This is a genomic window from Azonexus sp. IMCC34842 (genome assembly GCF_050368855.1).
GTDB classification, from domain to species: Bacteria; Pseudomonadota; Gammaproteobacteria; order Burkholderiales; family Rhodocyclaceae; genus Azonexus; species Azonexus denitrificans_A.
Genome location: NZ_CP178449.1, coordinates 1391955 through 1407098 on the forward strand (window position 1 = coordinate 1391955; position 15144 = coordinate 1407098).

Sequence of the window (15144 nt, forward strand, 5' to 3'; positions counted from 1 at the left end):
CCGTGCTCAGGCCGCTGCGTCGGGCTTGGGCAGCCAGACGCACGCGCCTTTCGATTCCTTGTCGATGCCGGCCAGCACGCGGTCGTGCTCGGCGACTTCATCCGGCGCGGCACGGCAGACAATCAGCGGCTTGCGCTGGCGGGCGATGCCATCGGCGCCCAGCTGCGGGCGGACTTCGGCATCCGGTTCGATCATCAGGCTATTCTGGCCGCGCGTCATGGCCAGGAAGACATCGGCCAGCAGCTCGGTGTCGAGCAGCGCGCCGTGCAGCGTGCGGCCCGAGTTGTCGATTTCGTAGCGGTCGCACAGGGCATCGAGGCTGTTGCGCTTGCCCGGGTGCAGTTCCTTCGCCATCTTCAGGGTGTCGGTGACGCCGCTGCATATGGTTTCGACCGGTACGCGGTCGAGGCGGCGCAGTTCGGAATTCAGGAAACCGAGGTCAAAAGGCGCGTTGTGGATGATCAGCTCGGCGCCGTTGATGAATTCGAGGAACTCGTCGGCGATGTCGGCAAACTTTGGTTTGTCGGCGAGAAATTCGAGCGTAATGCCATGCACCGCCTGGGCGCCTGCATCGATTTCGCGCTCGGGATTGGTGTATTTGTGCAAGTGGCGGCCGGTCAGCCGGCGATTGATCATCTCGATGCAGGCCACTTCGATGATGCGATGGCCGGAGCGCGGGTCGAGACCGGTGGTTTCGGTGTCGAGAACGATCTGTCTCATGCTGCTCTCCCGCTTTTCAATTCGTCGATGCCGCGATTGGCCAAGGCGTCGGCCCGTTCGTTCTCCGGGTGGCCGGCATGGCCCTTGACCCAGATCCATTCGAGCTTGTGCTGTTTTACCTGGAGATCGAGGCGTTGCCACAGGTCGGCATTCTTCACCGGTTTCTTGTCCGCCGTTTTCCAGCCGTTGCGCTTCCAGCCGTGGATCCACTCGCTGATGCCTTTCAGCACATACTGCGAGTCGGTATAGACCCTGGCATTGACCGGGCGCTTGAGCGATTCGATGGCACGGATCGCCGCCGTCAGTTCCATCCGGTTGTTGGTGGTTTCCTTCTCGCCGCCCCACAATTCCTTTTCGTTCTGGCCGAGGCGCAGCACAGCCCCCCAACCGCCCGGGCCGGGATTGCCCCGGCAGGCACCATCGGTGTAAATCTCTACAGTCTCTTCAGTGGCCATGGCCTTCCTTGTGTGTAACCGGGCGCAGCGCCTTGGCGCGCACCGCTTTTTTTCGCCAATCGGGGGTGATCAATCGTATGCCATGGACCCGCTTGATGGCCCGCAGCAGATAAACACCGCCGGAGAAACTCCACCAGCGTTCGCCGGCTGATTCGATCAAATGCCAGCGGCGCAGCCATTTCTGCTGGATGAACGGCGGCGCGTAGCAGCCGAGCGTGCCGCGGTCGACCTCGAAGCCGAGCAGTTGCAGCCAGTCGGCCAAGCGGGTGATCGAGAGGTAGTTGCCATTCCAGGGAAAGTCGCCGGAGCGATCGAGCTTTTGCTTCAGCCCCCACAGCGAGAGGGGATTGAATCCGACGATCACGACCTGGCCTTCGGGGATCAGGATGCGTTCGACCTCGCGCAGGATCTGGTGCGGGTCGGCGCTGAACTCGAGCACGTGCGGCAGAACGATCAGGTCGGTGCTGTGCGAAGCGAAGGGCAGGGCGGTCATCTCGGACAATACATCGACGGCGCCGAACTCTCCGGTCTTCTGGCGTAGCGGAATACGGTTGGCGCGCAGGAAATCGTATTGCGGCATGCCGATCTGCAGGGCGTTGAAACCGAAAATGTCGGCGACGGCCTCGTCCAGCTTGCGCTGCTCCCAGTCCGTTACATAACGCCCTTGCGCCGAACCCAGCCAGGAATCGAAGCCGGGAATTGACATCCGGCATTCCTGGCTTGATAGTTCCGACATGTTTGACGTCTCCTTCATACCCGCCTTCAAGGATAATTACATCTGGCTGCTGACCCGGGGCGACCGTGCTTTTGTCGTCGATCCCGGCGATGCCGGGCCGGTGCTGCGCCGGCTGGAAGCCGATCGGCTACGCCTGGAGGGCATCCTGATCACGCATCACCATGCCGACCATCAGGGCGGCGTCGCCGAGCTGAAAAAACGCTTCCCGGTCGACGTTTTTGCGCCGGAGGCCGAGTCTATCACAGGCTGTACCCGACCCTTGCGCGGTGGCGAAAGCATCGCGGTGCTCGGGCAGCCGGTCAGCGTGATGGCGGTTCCCGGCCATACGCTGGGCCATCTCGCCTACCACGCACCGGGTCGGCTGTTCTGTGGCGACACCCTGTTCGGTGCCGGGTGCGGTCGTCTGTTCGAAGGCACGCCGGCGCAGATGGCCGCATCGCTCGACAGCATCGCGGCCTTGCCGGACGACACACTGATCTACTGCGCCCACGAATACACCGAGATGAATCTGCGCTTCGCGCTGGCCGTCGAGCCGGAAAATTCAGCGCTGTTGCAGCGGGTCGGCAAGGTTGCAGCGCAGCGGGCCGCCGGTCTGCCGAGCGTGCCCTCGACCCTGGCCGAGGAAAAGGCGACCAATCCCTTCCTGCGCTGTGCTGAGGCGGCTGTCATCGCGGCCGGGATGCGGCACGCTGGCTTCGCTGAGAATACCGCTACGGCGGCTATAGTTCCGTCAAGAACGGAAATCTTTGCGGCCATCCGGAGCTGGCGGAACAGCTTCTAAGTCGTTCTCTGGCCGATCCGTCCGGCCACTTTTCCCAGGGCATCGAGTACCCGGGCCGCATTGAACGGCTTGATGATGAAGCCGGCCGCGCCGTTCAGGATCGCTTCCTGAACGGTGTCCGGATGGGCGTTGCCGGTAATCATCACGACTTCGGTTTCGGGACGGGCCGCCTTGATCTCGCCGAGCGCTTCGAGGCCGCTCTTCTCGGGCATGACGACATCGAGACAGACGATGTCCGGTTTCAGGCGCTCGGCCATCTCGACCGCGGTATTGCCATTGCGGGCTTCGCCGACGACCTCGTATTTTTCGCCGCGCACTATGCTGCGCAGGACGGTTCGCATGATGTCGTTATCGTCGACGATCAGTATGGAAATCAGTTTCTTAGCCATTTTTCATGGGCTGGGCAGCTTGTCAAAGCGGCATACCCGGTCGCGGCCCTCGTCCTTGGCCTTATAGAGCGCCTGATCGGCAGCCTTGATCAGTTCTTCGGCCGAGTTGCCGGCGTCCGGCGTCGCGGCGGCGATACCGATACTCAGCGTTACCCTGCCAAGTTGCGAGGCGGAGTGCGGGATGTTCAGCTGATGGATGGCGTGCCGGATTTTCTCGGCGACGAAGAGCGTGCCGCCAATTGCCGTTTCCGGCAGGACAACGGCGAATTCCTCGCCGCCGTAGCGGGCGGCTATGTCGGAGGCGCGTTCCAGATTCGTGGCAATGGCGTTGGCCACCTGGCGCAGGCAGTCGTCGCCCGCCTGGTGGCCGTAAGTGTCGTTGTACAGCTTGAAGTGGTCGACGTCGCACATCAGCAGGGCAATGCTGGTGGCGCTACGGCGGGCCCGTCGCCACTCGCGCGAGATGTATTCGTCGAAGAAACGCCGATTGGCGATGCCGGTCAATCCGTCGCTGGCGGAAAGCCGTTTCAGTTCATGATTGGCGGTGTCGAGCTTGCGGGCGAGCACGACCAGCGAGGTCCGCATCTGAATGATGCGCTGCATGGCGCGAATTTTGGCATTGAGTACGACTTGGCTGACCGGCTTGTGCAGATAGTCGTCGCCGCCGGCTGAAATTCCCTTCTCGATATCTTCGTCCTTGCCGAGCGATGAGAGGAAGATGATCGGCGTCCAGTCGCCCGGCTTCTCCATCGCCCGGATGCGCTGGGCGACCGCGAAGCCGTCGATGTCGGGAAGAATTACATCGAGCAAAACCATGTCCGGCTGTTCGCGGCTGAAGATCTCGACCGCCGTTTCGCCATTCTCGGCAGCGAGGGCGATGGCGCCGAATTGTTCAACGTACTGGGTAAGCACCAGCAGGTTGGAACGGCTGTCTTCGACGATCAGGATTTTCATGGTGGGTCGCAGGCTGGAGGCTGAGGCAGTCTAACGGCAATAGGTATTGAAGAAAACCAGTGCGGCGATGGCTATGCTGATCGCCGTCACGCCCCAGGCAATGCCCCAGAACAGCGTCTGGCGCGCCTGATGGTAGGCGCGGCGTTGCTTGAATTGAACATAACGTTGCAGTTCGCCGAGCGTCAACAGGGCCAGGAACAGGAAAAAAATCATCCCGCAGAACAAGAAAATGATCACGCCATTGGTCATTTCGCGGCAGGTGCTGGCCGAGTGCCGGATGAACAGCAATACCGAATCGGTTTTCAAGGCGTGGCTGCCGACCAGAAAGGCCAGCCAGGCAAACAGGACGATCAGGCCGATCGCCAGCCAGGTCTGCCAGCGCTTCAGCTGGGCAAGGGCGTCCTTGATGTCTTCGATGATCCAGATCATTGTTATTGCCGCCTTCCCGGCGGTCCCGTTGTGCTAAATTTGCCAAATAAAATAAACCGACGGTAGATTAACATGGCACAGCAAACGGCACTCAATCAGCTAAAGATATCGCACCTGAGCGCAGTCCTGAAATCCCCGCGCAGCCGGAAAATCGGCAAGTGGTTGGGCGGTTTTTTGCTGGTTTTTGGCCTGCTTGGTTATTTTGCCGCGCCGCCGCTGATTAAATACATTTTGGTGCAGCAGCTCGGGCAGGCCTTGCACCGCGAAGTCAGCATCGGAACGATCGACATCAATCCCTATGCCTTGTCGGCCCGGGTCAGCGGCGTGTCGATCAAGGCCGAGGGCGGCAAGGAGGCGGCCGGCTTTGATGAGCTGTTCGTCAATCTGTCCTCGGCCTCGATTTTCAAGCTGGCGGTCGTCGTCGATGAATTCCGCCTGCAGGGTTTGCGGCTTGCCGTTGCCCGGGTTGGCGAAGGCCGCTACGACATTTCCGATCTGCTCGATGAATGGATGAAGCCCAAAGACGAGCCGGACACCGGTACGCCGCGCTTCTCGCTCAATAACATCCAGTTGATTGGCGGCAAGATCGTTTTCGATGACCAGCCGAAGGGCAAGGTGCATACGATTAGCGACATCAACCTGGCGCTGCCTTTCGTTTCGAGCCTGCCCTACCAGGCCGAAGTGCTGGTTCTGCCGAGTTTTTCGGCGAATATCAACGGTTCTTCTGTTGATCTGAAAGGGCGCAGCACACCGTTTACCGGCGACCACGAAAGCGAACTCGACCTCGATCTGGATCGCTTCGAGCTGGCGGGTATCCAGCCCTACCTGCCGGAGTCGCTGCCGTTGCGTCTCGACTCCGGTACCGTCGATTCGGAGTTGAAGGTGCAGTTCAAGGAATTGCCCGATCAGGTATTTTCACTGGTCGTCGTCGGTAGCGCACATGTGTCCGGCCTGACGCTGGCCGAGCGTAATGGCCGGCCGTTAATCGGCTGGAAGCGGCTGGATGTCGATCTCGACAAGGCCGACCTGACGAACCGGATGGTCGCCGTCAAGCGGGTTGCACTGGACGGGTTGGAGGCCAGCCTGACGGTCAATCGGCAGGGTGAATTCAACCTTCTCGAGCTTGCCGACAAGCTGTCCCGGCCGGCGATGCGGGCGCCGGAAGTGAAGCCGGAAAAGAGGCCGGAAGCGAAGCCTGTCGAAGACAAGGCGTTTGCCTGGTCGCTCGGCGAATTCGTTCTGAGCAATGGACTGGTGCGCTGGAAGGATGATTCCAACCTGACGCCGGTAGCCGGCGAGGTACGCAAGCTGCAAGCCAGGGTCGGCAAGCTTGACAACAAACTGGCGGCGCCGATCACGATCAGCGAAGTGAGCTATCAGGTTGATCTTGGCGAACGCTTCCAGGTCGACAAGATGACCATCAAGGATATCCGGGTCGATCTGCCGGCGCATCGCGTCGACATCGGCGAAGTCAGCAACCAGCAGGCCCGGGCCCGCATGTTGCGTAACAAGGAGGGCAAGATCGAGTGGGTCAGCTCGCCGGTGCTGAAGACGATTCGGGCGACCGATGCCAAGGCCAATGACGTCAAGCCATGGATTGGCAATGTTGCCAAACTGACTGTTGACGATCTGGCTTTCCATTTCGAGGACCAGGCGACCAAACCGGCGGCAATTCAGGAGTTGGATGGATTCAGCCTGCGGGGCGAAAACCTGGGCAATGTGCCGGGCAAGAAGGGACGCATCAGACTGCAGGGCAAGATCAACAAGCAAGGCAGCCTGAATGTCGATGGCTCGGTACAGCTGATGCCGCTCGATCTGGCGCTGCAGGTCGAAACGCAGTCGATTCCGCTCTTGCCGCTGCAGCCGTATTTCACCGAGCAACTGAACATCGCCTTGACCCGCGGTCAGGTCTCGAACAAGGGTGAAGCCATCGTGCAGATCGACAAGTCCGGCCTGAAGGCATCCTACAAGGGGACGGCGACACTGGGCGACTTGCTGGCGGTCGACAAACTGAACAATGCCGATTTTCTGCGCTGGAAATCGCTTTTCCTGGGCGGCATCGATTTCCGCCTTGAGCCGATGACGATCAATGTCGGCGAAATTGCCTTGACCGATTTCTACTCCAAGTTGATTCTCAACCAGTCCGGGCGTCTCAATTTGCAGGATATCGTCAGGAAGCCCGAGGCCGGGGCCGTGCCGGTTACCACCGCGGCTGCCCGGCCGGTCGCTGTTGCCGCGGCACCGGCTAAGGCGCCGCTGCCGATCAAGATCGGCAAGGTCACCTTGCAGAATGGCACGATCAATTTCTCGGATTTTTTCGTCAAGCCGAATTACACGGTTAATGTGACCAAGCTTGGCGGGCGCGTCACCGGACTCTCTTCGGCGGCCGATACGGTAGCCGATCTCGATCTGCGCGGCAGCTATGCCAAATCGGCGCCGGTAAAGATCCAGGGCAAGCTGAATCCGCTGGCCGCCAAGTCCTATCTCGACATCAAGGCCGAGGTGAGCGGTGTCGATCTGGTCGGCTTCTCGCCATATTCCGGCAAATATGCCGGCTACAACATCGAGAAAGGCAAGCTTTCGCTCAATCTCGCCTACAAGCTGGAGAACAATCAACTGACCGCCGACAACAAGGTGTTCATCGACCAGTTTACTTTTGGCGAGCCGGTGGATAGTCCGGATGCAACCAAACTGCCGGTCAATCTGGCGATTTCGTTGCTGAAGAACAACCGGGGCGAAATCGATATCAATCTGCCGATTGCCGGTTCGCTGGACGACCCGCAATTTTCGGTCGGCGGGCTGATCGTCAAGGTTATCGTCAATCTCTTCGTCAAGGCCGTGACGTCGCCCTTCGCTTTGCTTGGATCGATGTTTGGCAGCGGCGAGGAGTTGTCGAATGTCGAATTCGCCGCCGGTCGGGCCGGCATCAATGAGTCGGCAAGCAAAACGCTGGAAACCCTGGCCAAGGCGCTCAACGAACGCGATTCGCTGGAACTGGAGATCGGCGGTCGGGCTGATCCGGTGGCCGACAAGGAAGGCCTCAAGCGGGTTGCCCTGGAGCGCGCGCTGCGCGTCGAAAAGCGCGGCGATCAGGCAAAGAGTGGCGATGCCGGCGATGGTACGGGCCGTCTGGAAATTGCGCCGGAGGAGTACAAGACCTATCTGACCCGGGCCTACAAGGCCGCCAAGTTTCCCAAACCGCGCAACATCATCGGCCTGCAAAAGGATCTGCCGGTTGAGGAAATGGAGAAGCTGATGCTGGCCAATCTGCCGGCGACCGACGACGATGTTCGCCAATTGGCGCAGCGCCGGGCCGAGAACGTTCAGGTCTGGTTGATCGAACAGGGCAAGGTTGCAGCGGAACGTTTGTTCATCGTGCCGCCGAAAGTCGAGCCGGACGAGAAGGGCAAGTCCAGTCGTGTCGATTTTTCACTGAAATAAGGCCATGACCGAAACAATGGGCTTGGCCCTGATGGCTGGTGTGGTCGTCGTCATTTTGTTGCAGGCGGCGGTATTGTTGTGGGGATCGCGCCACGACGATGGCGAAAAGCGTTTCCGTGCGCTGCAGGAGGCGCAGGACAAGGGGCTGGCCCGGCTCGAACGTGAATTGCGCGAAGAACTGGCGCGTGGCCGGCGCGAGGATGCCGAGGAGTCGTTCCGCGATCGCGAGGAACGGGCCCAGTCGGCCAATCTGCTCGGTCAGGCGGTAACGACCCAGGTCGGGCAGTTTGGCGCACTCCAGGCCGAGCGGCTGGAAGCCTTCGCCCGCGAACTGAACCGTTTTTCACTGGGTCTCGACGAACGTTTCGAGCGCCTGAAGTTGTCTGTCGAAGGGCGCTTGACTGCGATCCAGGCCGATAACGCCAGCAAGCTTGAAGAAATGCGCCGGACCGTCGATGAAAAGCTGCATGCGACACTCGAGCAGCGCCTCGGCGAATCGTTCAAGCTGGTCAGCGAGCGGCTTGAACAAGTGCATCGCGGTCTCGGTGAAATGCAGACACTGGCGGCCGGGGTCGGCGATCTGAAACGGGTGCTGACCAATGTCAAGACGCGCGGCACCTGGGGCGAAGTCCAGTTGGCGGCACTGCTCGAACAGCTGCTGACGGCAGATCAGTTTGCCGCCAATGTGGCAACCGTCCCGGGTAGCAACGAGCGGGTCGATTTTGCCATTCGCCTTCCCGGCAAGGATGACGGCGCCGTGGTCTGGTTGCCGATCGATGCCAAGTTTCCCATCGAGGATTATCAGCGGCTGCTCGATGCGCAGGAGCGGATCGATCCGGCGGCGGTCGAGGAAGCGGCAAAGGCGATTGAAACACGCCTGAAAAACGAGGCCAGGAGCATCCGCGACAAATACGTGTCGCCGCCGCATACGACTGATTTCGCCATGCTTTACCTGCCGATCGAGGGTTTGTATGCGGAAGCCTTGCGGCGCCCGGCGCTGGCCGAAACGCTACAACGCGATTACCGTGTCAGCCTGGCCGGGCCGACGACGTTGGCGGCGCTGCTCAACAGCCTGCAGATGGGCTTCCGGACGCTGGCTATCGAGCAGCGTTCGGCCGAAGTTTGGGCGGTGCTCGGCGCCGTCAAGACCGAGTTCGGCAAGTTTGGAGAAGCATTGGCCCACACCAAGAAGAAGCTCGATGAAGCGAGCAACAGTATCAGCAAGGCGGAAACCCGGACCCGGCAATTGTCGCGCCGGTTGAAGGACGTCGAGGCCCTGCCAGTGGGCGAAGCGGAAAAATTGATCGGAGTAGCGGATTTTGAGGGTGAAGATGAGTGAACTGGATGCGGCCTACCGCGCGACAAGCTACCGGGTTTTTCTACCGGGGGGAATTGTTGAGTTGCGTATCGATCAGGCCAATGCGGCACTGATCGCCTGGCTTAAGCAGACCGGATGCGCGATGTTTGCCATCATCACCGCCTATAATCCCGGGGCGCAGCCGGTTGCGGCGGCGCTGAACGCCGAGCGGCAAGCGCAACTTGAGTGCGATTTGCTGGAGGGGAATTACGAACCCTATGCCGGCGAAAATGTCCCCGATAACGGGCGCGGGCCAGTCGAGGAAACCTGTTTCGTACCGGATATCACGCAGGAAGATGCCTGTGCGCTGGCCGCGGATTTTGGCCAGAACGCTATCGTCTACGGCGGCGCCGACGGCATTCCACGTTTGATCTGGATAGAAGAAACTGAACATGAGCAAGAAAATCGGCCGTTTTGAAGTGCTCCGCGAATTGGGCCGCGGTGCCCAGAGTACGGTCTATCTTGGCTTCGATCCCCAGCTGCAACGGGAAATCGCCATCAAGACCATGCATTTCAACCGGCCCGACCCAACCCAGAACAGGGTTCTGCTCGACGAGGCGCGAACGGTCAGCAAGTTGCGCCATCCGAGTATCGTGCCGATCTACGAGGCCGGGGAGGAGGGCGGTGATCTCTATCTGGTCTTTGAATATGTGCCGGGCAAGAACCTCGGTGAATTCCTGCACGATAGCGGGGCACTGTCGCCGGTCAAGGCGCTCGGCATCATGCGACCGATTCTTGAGGCGGTGTCCCACGCTCATGCCCAGGGGATCATCCATCGCGACCTGAAACCATCGAATATTTTGCTCGATGAAAACGGCACGCCGCGCGTCATGGATTTCGGCATCGCCGCCCGGGTCGACGCGCCTGGCGATAATGCCGGGGAGTTTTCCGGGACGCCGGCCTACATGGCGCCCGAATACATCGAACGGCGCGAAAGCAGTGAGCGGTCGGATGTCTTTGCCGCCGGCCTGGTCCTGTTCGAGATGCTGGCTGGCCGGCGTGCCATCGAAGGCAGCAATATTTTCCAGGTGATGCACCGCATTGCCAACGAGAATCTCCGGCTGTCGGGCGATGCCGCGGTGGATGAGCGCTTGAGCAGTATCTTGTACAAGGCGCTGGCCCGCGATCCTTCTCTGCGCTACCAGACGGCGGCGCAGTTTGGCGAGGCGCTCGACAATTACCTGGCGCCGGAAGAGGACGCGACGCTGGGCGACGGCAAGCAGTCGACGCTGGACTTTCTGCTCCGCCGGATTCGTCACAAGAGCGACTTCCCGGCGCTCTCCGAGTCGGTCAGTGCCATCAACAAGATCGCCAACAGCGAGACGGAGAGCATCAACAAGCTGTCGAATTCCATCCTCAAGGATTTCGCCTTGACCAACAAGCTGTTGCGCCTGGTCAATTCCGCCTATTTTCGGCCGGCTGGCGGCGGCAGCATCAGCACCGTGTCACGGGCGGTGATCGTGCTCGGCTTCGAAGCCGTGCGCAATATCGCCATTACCGTCTTGCTCTTCGAACATCTGCAAAACAAGGCCAACGCCAACCAGCTCAAGGAGGATTTTCTGCGCGCCAACCTGGCCGGGATTCTCGCCAAGGACATCAGTGCCACAGCGCAGATGCGCGATCTCGAGCAGACCTTCATTTGCGCGCTGTTCCACAGCCTGGGGCGGCTGCTGTCGCAGTTCTATTTCCCCGAAGAGTCCGACGAGATCCGTCGCATCATGGAGCAGAAGAAATGCAGCGAAGACAGTGCCGCGCTGCAAGTGCTCGGTATCTCGTTCGAGGATATGGGCATCGCCATCGCTCGCCAGTGGGGGTTTCCATCACTGATTGTCGGCAGCATGCGCAAGCTGCCGGCTGGGGCGGTGAAGAAGGCGGTAACGCAGGAGGATCGCCTGCGCATGTTGTCGGCTTTGTCCAATGAGCTCTGCGACGTCATCGCCGAGGCCACGCCGGAAGCGCGGGACCGCGAATTGAAGAAGACGATGGCGCGGTTTTCGGCCGCCGTCTCGCTCGACCGGAACCAGATACAGCAGACCTTGCAACGGAGCATCGAGGAAGTCGCGGAGTTCGCCCGCATCATCCATCTCAACCTGCAGCAGACGACTTTCGGCAAGCAGATGCGTCAGTTTTCCCGGGGCGGAGAGGGCGGTAGTGTTGCGGTTGACGAGAACTCCGAGACGAATTTCCTGGAGGGTACGCTGCTGCGTGAAAACGATCCGCTCAGCGGCGCTGGTGGTGATTCAGGCGAGGCGGGCGGGCAGGTCGATGCCCAGTCGGTACTGACGGCCGGTATTCAGGACATCAGCAATACGCTGGTCGACGGTTTCAAGCTCAATGACATTTTGCGCATCATTCTTGAAACCATGTATCGGGCGATGGGCTTTCGGCGCGTCGTGCTGTGCATCCGCGATGCCAAGTCCGGCACCATGCAGGGGCGCTTCGGCTTCGGGCCGGAGGCCAACGAAGTGGCCAAGGCTTTCCGGTTTCCGCTGAGCTTCACACCGGATATCTTTCATGCCGCGACCTCGAAGGGTGTTGACATCCTGATCAGCGACATCGACGACCCGAAGATTGCCGGGCGCATTCCGGAGTGGTTCCGCAAGGCCGTGCCGGCCCACTCTTTCGTGCTGTTTCCGCTGAATATCAAAGGCAACCCGGTGGCGTTGATTTACGCCGACCGGGATGAGCCGGGCGGGATTGAAATCCCGGAAAAGGAACTGTCGCTGCTTCGTACCCTGCGCAATCAGGCCGTTCTGGCCATCAAACAGGGTAGCTGATTACCAGAGCTTCCACCACGCCGTCTTGCGCTCCAAGCCATCCTTGTAGAAGCGGCTTTTCGGGAAGTTCTGGCGCATCACGCGCTCGGCGTCGTCGCGCAGATCGGTCATTCCCATCTTGTCGTAGGCGGTGACCAGAATGAACATTGCTTCTTCGATGGCCGGCGCTTGCGGGTAAGTCTTGACCGCAAACTGGGCGCGATTGGCTGCGGCGATGTAGGCGCCACGCATGATGTAGTAGCGCCCGACGTGTACTTCCATCGAAGCCAGCGCATTTACCAGGTACTCCATGCGCTTGACGGCGTCCGGCGCGTATTTGCTGTTCGGGAAGCGGGTGACCAACTCACGGAAAGAGTCGAAAGCTTCACGGGCCGCCTTGGGGTCGCGCTCGGTTGGGTCCTGCGAACTGATGTAGCCGAGCAGGCCGAGGTCTTCGTTGAAGTTGATCAGGCCCTTCAGGTAATAGACATAGTCGACGGCCGGATGATTCGGGTGCAACTTGATGAAGCGGTCGCAGGCCGCGAGGGCCGAGCCGGGTTCATTGCTCTTCCAATATATATAGCCGAGTTCAAGCTGCGCCTGCTGGGCGAAGCGACCGTAGGGATAACGGGATTCGAGCTTTTCGAGATACTTGGCCGCCTTGTCCCAGGCGCCATCGGCCTGCGCATCCTTGGCCTCGGAGTAAAGCTTGCCGGCCGACCAGCCGACGGTTTCGTCAGGTGTATCGCCGAACGAACTGCATCCGGTGAGCACGGCGGCAACGAAAAGCGCAGTCAGCAGGTGGAAGAAGGCGGGAAAGTGCCGGAATGCGGCTAAACTTCGCATCATGAAAGATCCTATGGAAAACTCCGGCGATTATAGCCGAACTGAACCGCTTCACTTGACGGTTCCTGATGCCAGTTATGGCCGTCGCCTCGATCAGGTGCTGGCCGACATGCTGCCGCAACATTCACGCAACCGCCTGCAGGGATGGGTCCGCGACGGTTGTGTACAGGTTGATGGCAAGGTCGAGACCGAGCCCAAACGCAAGCTGCTGGGCGGCGAGCGACTGATTGTCAACGAACCGCACGATGTTCGGAGTATTCCCGAGCAGCCCGAAGACATTCCGCTCGACATCGTTTTCGAAGACGAAACGCTGATCGTCATCAACAAGCCGGCCGGACTGGTTGTCCATCCGGGCAGCGGCAACTGGAGCGGCACGCTGATGAACGCGCTGTTGCACCACGTGCCGGCGATTGCCGAAGTGCCGCGGGCCGGCATCGTGCATCGCCTGGACAAGGACACCAGCGGTCTGTTGGTCGTCGCCAAAACGCTGGAGGCGCAGACCGATCTCGTCCGCCAATTGCAGGCCCGTACGGTCCGTCGGGTCTATCTGGCGCTTGCTGCCGGGGCAATAACGACGGGGGGCGGAATCGATTCGCCGATCGGCCGCCATCCGGTGCAGCGCATCAAGATGGCGGTGGTGCCGGAAAGTCGCGGTGGCAAGCCGGCGCTGACCTGGTTCCGGATCATGGAGAAATTCCCCTACTGCACCTTCATCGAGTGTTCGCTGGAAACCGGCCGGACGCACCAGATTCGCGTGCACATGGCATCGCTCCATCATCCGCTGGTCGGCGATCAGGTCTATGGCAAGCCGAATGCCAAGTTGCCGGTTTTTCCCCGGCAGGCGCTGCATGCGACGCGCCTTGGCCTGGTGCACCCGCTGTCGGGCTTCAAGATGCAATGGGAAGTGCCGATGCCGGAGGATATGCGCAATCTGCTCGACAGCTTGCGTAATGGCTGACCTGCTGGTTCCGGCGTGGCCGGCTCCGGCCAACGTGCGCACCTTGCAGACGCTGCGTAGCGGCGGTTGCAGCCCGGCCCCCTGGGATAGCTTTAACCTCGGTGATCATGTCGGCGACGAGCCACGGCACGTTGCCGCCAACCGTGCGGTGCTGCGAAGGCTGTTGCCGGGCGAGCCGTTGTGGTTGACGCAGGTGCATGGCATAGCTGTGGCTGATGCTGGTTCCTCGCCCAATTCCCTGGAGGCCGATGCCGCTTTCGCCCGGTCACCGGGCCGTGTCTGCGCGGTCATGACGGCCGACTGCCTGCCGGTGCTGTTTTGCGATCGCGCGGGAACCGTGGTGGCTGCCGCCCATGCCGGCTGGCGTGGTTTGGTGGCGGGGGTGCTGGAGGCCACGATCAGCAGGATGGGTGTCCCGTCGGACGAGCTTCTGGTCTGGCTGGGGCCGGCCATCGGCCCGCAGCGGTTTGAGGTCGGCGACGAAGTCAGGGCTGCTTTTCTCGCCCATGATGCGGCTGCCGAAAGTGCATTTTTGCCACAGCCGCAAGGCAAGTGGCTGGCCGATATCTACCGGCTGGCGCGCCAGCGTTTGCGGGTAGCCGGAGTCGATTCGATCAGCGGCGGCGATTGCTGCACGGTATCCGATGTCGGCCGCTTTTTTTCCTATCGTCGCGATGGGGTGACGGGGCGTATGGCCAGCCTGATCTGGCTCGACAGTTAGGTTTCGTCAGCCCGCCTCGAACAGGGATTGGCCGGCTGTATTCAGCTTTTCGCGGGAATCCCGGTTACTTGGTAATCGCGCTGTTTCTTCCGGAGAACTGATCGCTCAGTCTGAATGCCGCGTCGTCAAAGCGTCCCTGCGGGTGTTCCCGGCAATAGCGGCTGACGTACTGATCGATGGTGCCACTGGAAATAGTGGAAACTTGCTGGCTAGGTCGGGCGTAGTTGTGGCCGGTCAACAGGCCGCGTATCCAGGACAGGTAAATGGCCCGCTGATCGGTATCGTCTTTCGATGCCGTCCAGGCTTGGCAGCTCATGTCGTCGAAGCCGAGAATCTTCAGCGGAACTTGGGCGGATGAAGGGGGAGAGAGTATGGCGAGGCCGATGGCCGCCAGCGTGACTGCGGAAAATTTCGCAGACTTCCAGATTGTCATGCCCGAGCTCCTGTAGCAAAAACATGAAGCAGATGACCACTTCAGTCCCTGAACATACCCCCAACTGCCGATGCTTGGCAAATGACTGGGCTCTTGAGTGCCCGTCTGGGCCGTTGTTTCAGGGCCTGTCGGCCTTGATAGGTTGGGTAGCCGGCAAGCGGTTTGTCT

General features: G+C 60.6%; 15 protein-coding genes. 7 read left to right on the forward strand and 8 right to left on the reverse strand.

What is annotated here, in order from left to right:
* Positions 1-6: 6 nt before the first annotated feature.
* The 3 genes from dnaQ to ACLIKD_RS06615 are packed head-to-tail and all read right to left on the reverse strand — an operon-like array spanning position 7 to position 1881.
* Positions 7-720 carry a DNA polymerase III subunit epsilon gene (dnaQ, locus tag ACLIKD_RS06605; protein WP_428827666.1) on the reverse strand — a complete coding sequence of 238 codons (714 nt, stop codon included), beginning with the start codon at positions 718-720 and terminating at the stop codon, positions 7-9.
* On the reverse strand, positions 717-1175 hold the full coding sequence (gene rnhA, locus ACLIKD_RS06610; RefSeq protein WP_226419511.1) for a ribonuclease HI: 459 nt from the start codon (positions 1173-1175) through the stop codon (positions 717-719). The genes dnaQ and rnhA overlap by 4 nt, the downstream gene beginning before the upstream one ends.
* The gene (locus tag ACLIKD_RS06615) at positions 1165-1881 is read right to left on the reverse strand and encodes a class I SAM-dependent methyltransferase (protein WP_428828384.1); all 717 of its coding nucleotides are present in this window, start codon (positions 1879-1881) and stop codon (positions 1165-1167) included. The genes rnhA and ACLIKD_RS06615 overlap by 11 nt, the downstream gene beginning before the upstream one ends.
* A 28-nt stretch (positions 1882-1909) precedes the next feature.
* Here ACLIKD_RS06615 and gloB point away from each other — a divergent pair, with 28 nt between their 5' ends.
* Complete coding sequence (gene gloB, locus ACLIKD_RS06620) at positions 1910-2692, forward strand: hydroxyacylglutathione hydrolase (protein WP_428827667.1); 783 nt, start codon at positions 1910-1912, stop codon at positions 2690-2692.
* On the opposite strand, the gene ACLIKD_RS06625 is transcribed toward gloB, so the two are convergent.
* From ACLIKD_RS06625 to ACLIKD_RS06635, 3 genes are read right to left on the reverse strand one after another with little or no spacing between them, the layout of a single operon-like run.
* Positions 2689-3081: a response regulator gene (locus tag ACLIKD_RS06625; RefSeq protein ID WP_428827668.1), complete on the reverse strand. Its 393-nt coding sequence runs from the start codon at positions 3079-3081 to the stop codon at positions 2689-2691. The genes gloB and ACLIKD_RS06625 overlap by 4 nt on opposite strands.
* Before the next feature lie 3 nt (positions 3082-3084).
* Positions 3085-4035: a diguanylate cyclase gene (locus ACLIKD_RS06630; RefSeq protein ID WP_428827669.1), complete on the reverse strand. Its 951-nt coding sequence runs from the start codon at positions 4033-4035 to the stop codon at positions 3085-3087.
* 30 nt (positions 4036-4065) lie between these two features.
* Positions 4066-4464 carry a hypothetical protein gene (locus tag ACLIKD_RS06635; protein WP_428827670.1) on the reverse strand — a complete coding sequence of 133 codons (399 nt, stop codon included), beginning with the start codon at positions 4462-4464 and terminating at the stop codon, positions 4066-4068.
* A 72-nt stretch (positions 4465-4536) separates the two neighbouring features.
* Between ACLIKD_RS06635 and ACLIKD_RS06640 the strand changes: the two genes are divergently transcribed.
* From ACLIKD_RS06640 to ACLIKD_RS06655, 4 genes are read left to right on the forward strand one after another with little or no spacing between them, the layout of a single operon-like run.
* Positions 4537-7905 carry a DUF748 domain-containing protein gene (locus ACLIKD_RS06640; RefSeq protein WP_428827671.1) on the forward strand — a complete coding sequence of 1123 codons (3369 nt, stop codon included), beginning with the start codon at positions 4537-4539 and terminating at the stop codon, positions 7903-7905.
* Between the two features lie 4 nt (positions 7906-7909).
* A complete protein-coding gene (rmuC, locus tag ACLIKD_RS06645; RefSeq protein ID WP_428827672.1) occupies positions 7910-9244 on the forward strand; it encodes a DNA recombination protein RmuC in 1335 nt (444 codons plus the stop codon).
* A complete protein-coding gene (locus ACLIKD_RS06650; RefSeq protein ID WP_428827673.1) occupies positions 9237-9680 on the forward strand; it encodes a DUF3293 domain-containing protein in 444 nt (147 codons plus the stop codon). The genes rmuC and ACLIKD_RS06650 overlap by 8 nt, the downstream gene beginning before the upstream one ends.
* On the forward strand, positions 9655-12039 hold the full coding sequence (locus tag ACLIKD_RS06655; RefSeq protein ID WP_226473076.1) for a serine/threonine protein kinase: 2385 nt from the start codon (positions 9655-9657) through the stop codon (positions 12037-12039). The genes ACLIKD_RS06650 and ACLIKD_RS06655 overlap by 26 nt, the downstream gene beginning before the upstream one ends.
* Here ACLIKD_RS06655 and ACLIKD_RS06660 read toward each other — a convergent pair whose 3' ends face one another.
* A complete protein-coding gene (locus ACLIKD_RS06660; RefSeq protein WP_226419520.1) occupies positions 12040-12867 on the reverse strand; it encodes an outer membrane protein assembly factor BamD in 828 nt (275 codons plus the stop codon).
* Here ACLIKD_RS06660 and rluD point away from each other — a divergent pair.
* Both rluD and pgeF read left to right on the forward strand, forming a co-directional pair.
* The gene (gene rluD, locus ACLIKD_RS06665) at positions 12866-13822 is read left to right on the forward strand and encodes a 23S rRNA pseudouridine(1911/1915/1917) synthase RluD (protein ID WP_428827674.1); all 957 of its coding nucleotides are present in this window, start codon (positions 12866-12868) and stop codon (positions 13820-13822) included. The genes ACLIKD_RS06660 and rluD overlap by 2 nt on opposite strands.
* Positions 13815-14543: a peptidoglycan editing factor PgeF gene (gene pgeF, locus ACLIKD_RS06670; protein WP_428827675.1), complete on the forward strand. Its 729-nt coding sequence runs from the start codon at positions 13815-13817 to the stop codon at positions 14541-14543. Before rluD ends, pgeF begins: the two co-directional genes overlap by 8 nt.
* A 64-nt stretch (positions 14544-14607) precedes the next feature.
* On the opposite strand, the gene ACLIKD_RS06675 is transcribed toward pgeF, so the two are convergent.
* Entirely contained in the window at positions 14608-14976 is a 369-nt protein-coding gene (locus ACLIKD_RS06675; protein ID WP_428827676.1) for a hypothetical protein, read from the reverse strand.
* Positions 14977-15144 lie beyond the last annotated feature (168 nt).

Excerpts from the sequence above, each read along its gene's own strand:
- ACLIKD_RS06615 (WP_428828384.1), bottom strand. The coding sequence starts at position 1,881 with ATGTCAATTCCCGGCTTCGATTCCTGGCTGGGTTCGGCGCAAGGGCGT.
- pgeF (WP_428827675.1), top strand. The coding sequence starts at position 13,815 with ATGGCTGACCTGCTGGTTCCGGCGTGGCCGGCTCCGGCCAACGTGCGC.
- ACLIKD_RS06675 (WP_428827676.1), bottom strand. The coding sequence starts at position 14,976 with ATGACAATCTGGAAGTCTGCGAAATTTTCCGCAGTCACGCTGGCGGCC.
- ACLIKD_RS06635 (WP_428827670.1), bottom strand. The coding sequence starts at position 4,464 with ATGATCTGGATCATCGAAGACATCAAGGACGCCCTTGCCCAGCTGAAG.
- rluD (WP_428827674.1), top strand. The coding sequence starts at position 12,866 with ATGAAAGATCCTATGGAAAACTCCGGCGATTATAGCCGAACTGAACCG.
- ACLIKD_RS06660 (WP_226419520.1), bottom strand. The coding sequence starts at position 12,867 with ATGATGCGAAGTTTAGCCGCATTCCGGCACTTTCCCGCCTTCTTCCAC.
- ACLIKD_RS06630 (WP_428827669.1), bottom strand. The coding sequence starts at position 4,035 with ATGAAAATCCTGATCGTCGAAGACAGCCGTTCCAACCTGCTGGTGCTT.
- dnaQ (WP_428827666.1), bottom strand. The coding sequence starts at position 720 with ATGAGACAGATCGTTCTCGACACCGAAACCACCGGTCTCGACCCGCGC.
- rmuC (WP_428827672.1), top strand. The coding sequence starts at position 7,910 with ATGACCGAAACAATGGGCTTGGCCCTGATGGCTGGTGTGGTCGTCGTC.
- ACLIKD_RS06625 (WP_428827668.1), bottom strand. The coding sequence starts at position 3,081 with ATGGCTAAGAAACTGATTTCCATACTGATCGTCGACGATAACGACATC.
- ACLIKD_RS06640 (WP_428827671.1), top strand. The coding sequence starts at position 4,537 with ATGGCACAGCAAACGGCACTCAATCAGCTAAAGATATCGCACCTGAGC.
- ACLIKD_RS06650 (WP_428827673.1), top strand. The coding sequence starts at position 9,237 with ATGAGTGAACTGGATGCGGCCTACCGCGCGACAAGCTACCGGGTTTTT.
- gloB (WP_428827667.1), top strand. The coding sequence starts at position 1,910 with ATGTTTGACGTCTCCTTCATACCCGCCTTCAAGGATAATTACATCTGG.
- rnhA (WP_226419511.1), bottom strand. The coding sequence starts at position 1,175 with ATGGCCACTGAAGAGACTGTAGAGATTTACACCGATGGTGCCTGCCGG.
- ACLIKD_RS06655 (WP_226473076.1), top strand. The coding sequence starts at position 9,655 with ATGAGCAAGAAAATCGGCCGTTTTGAAGTGCTCCGCGAATTGGGCCGC.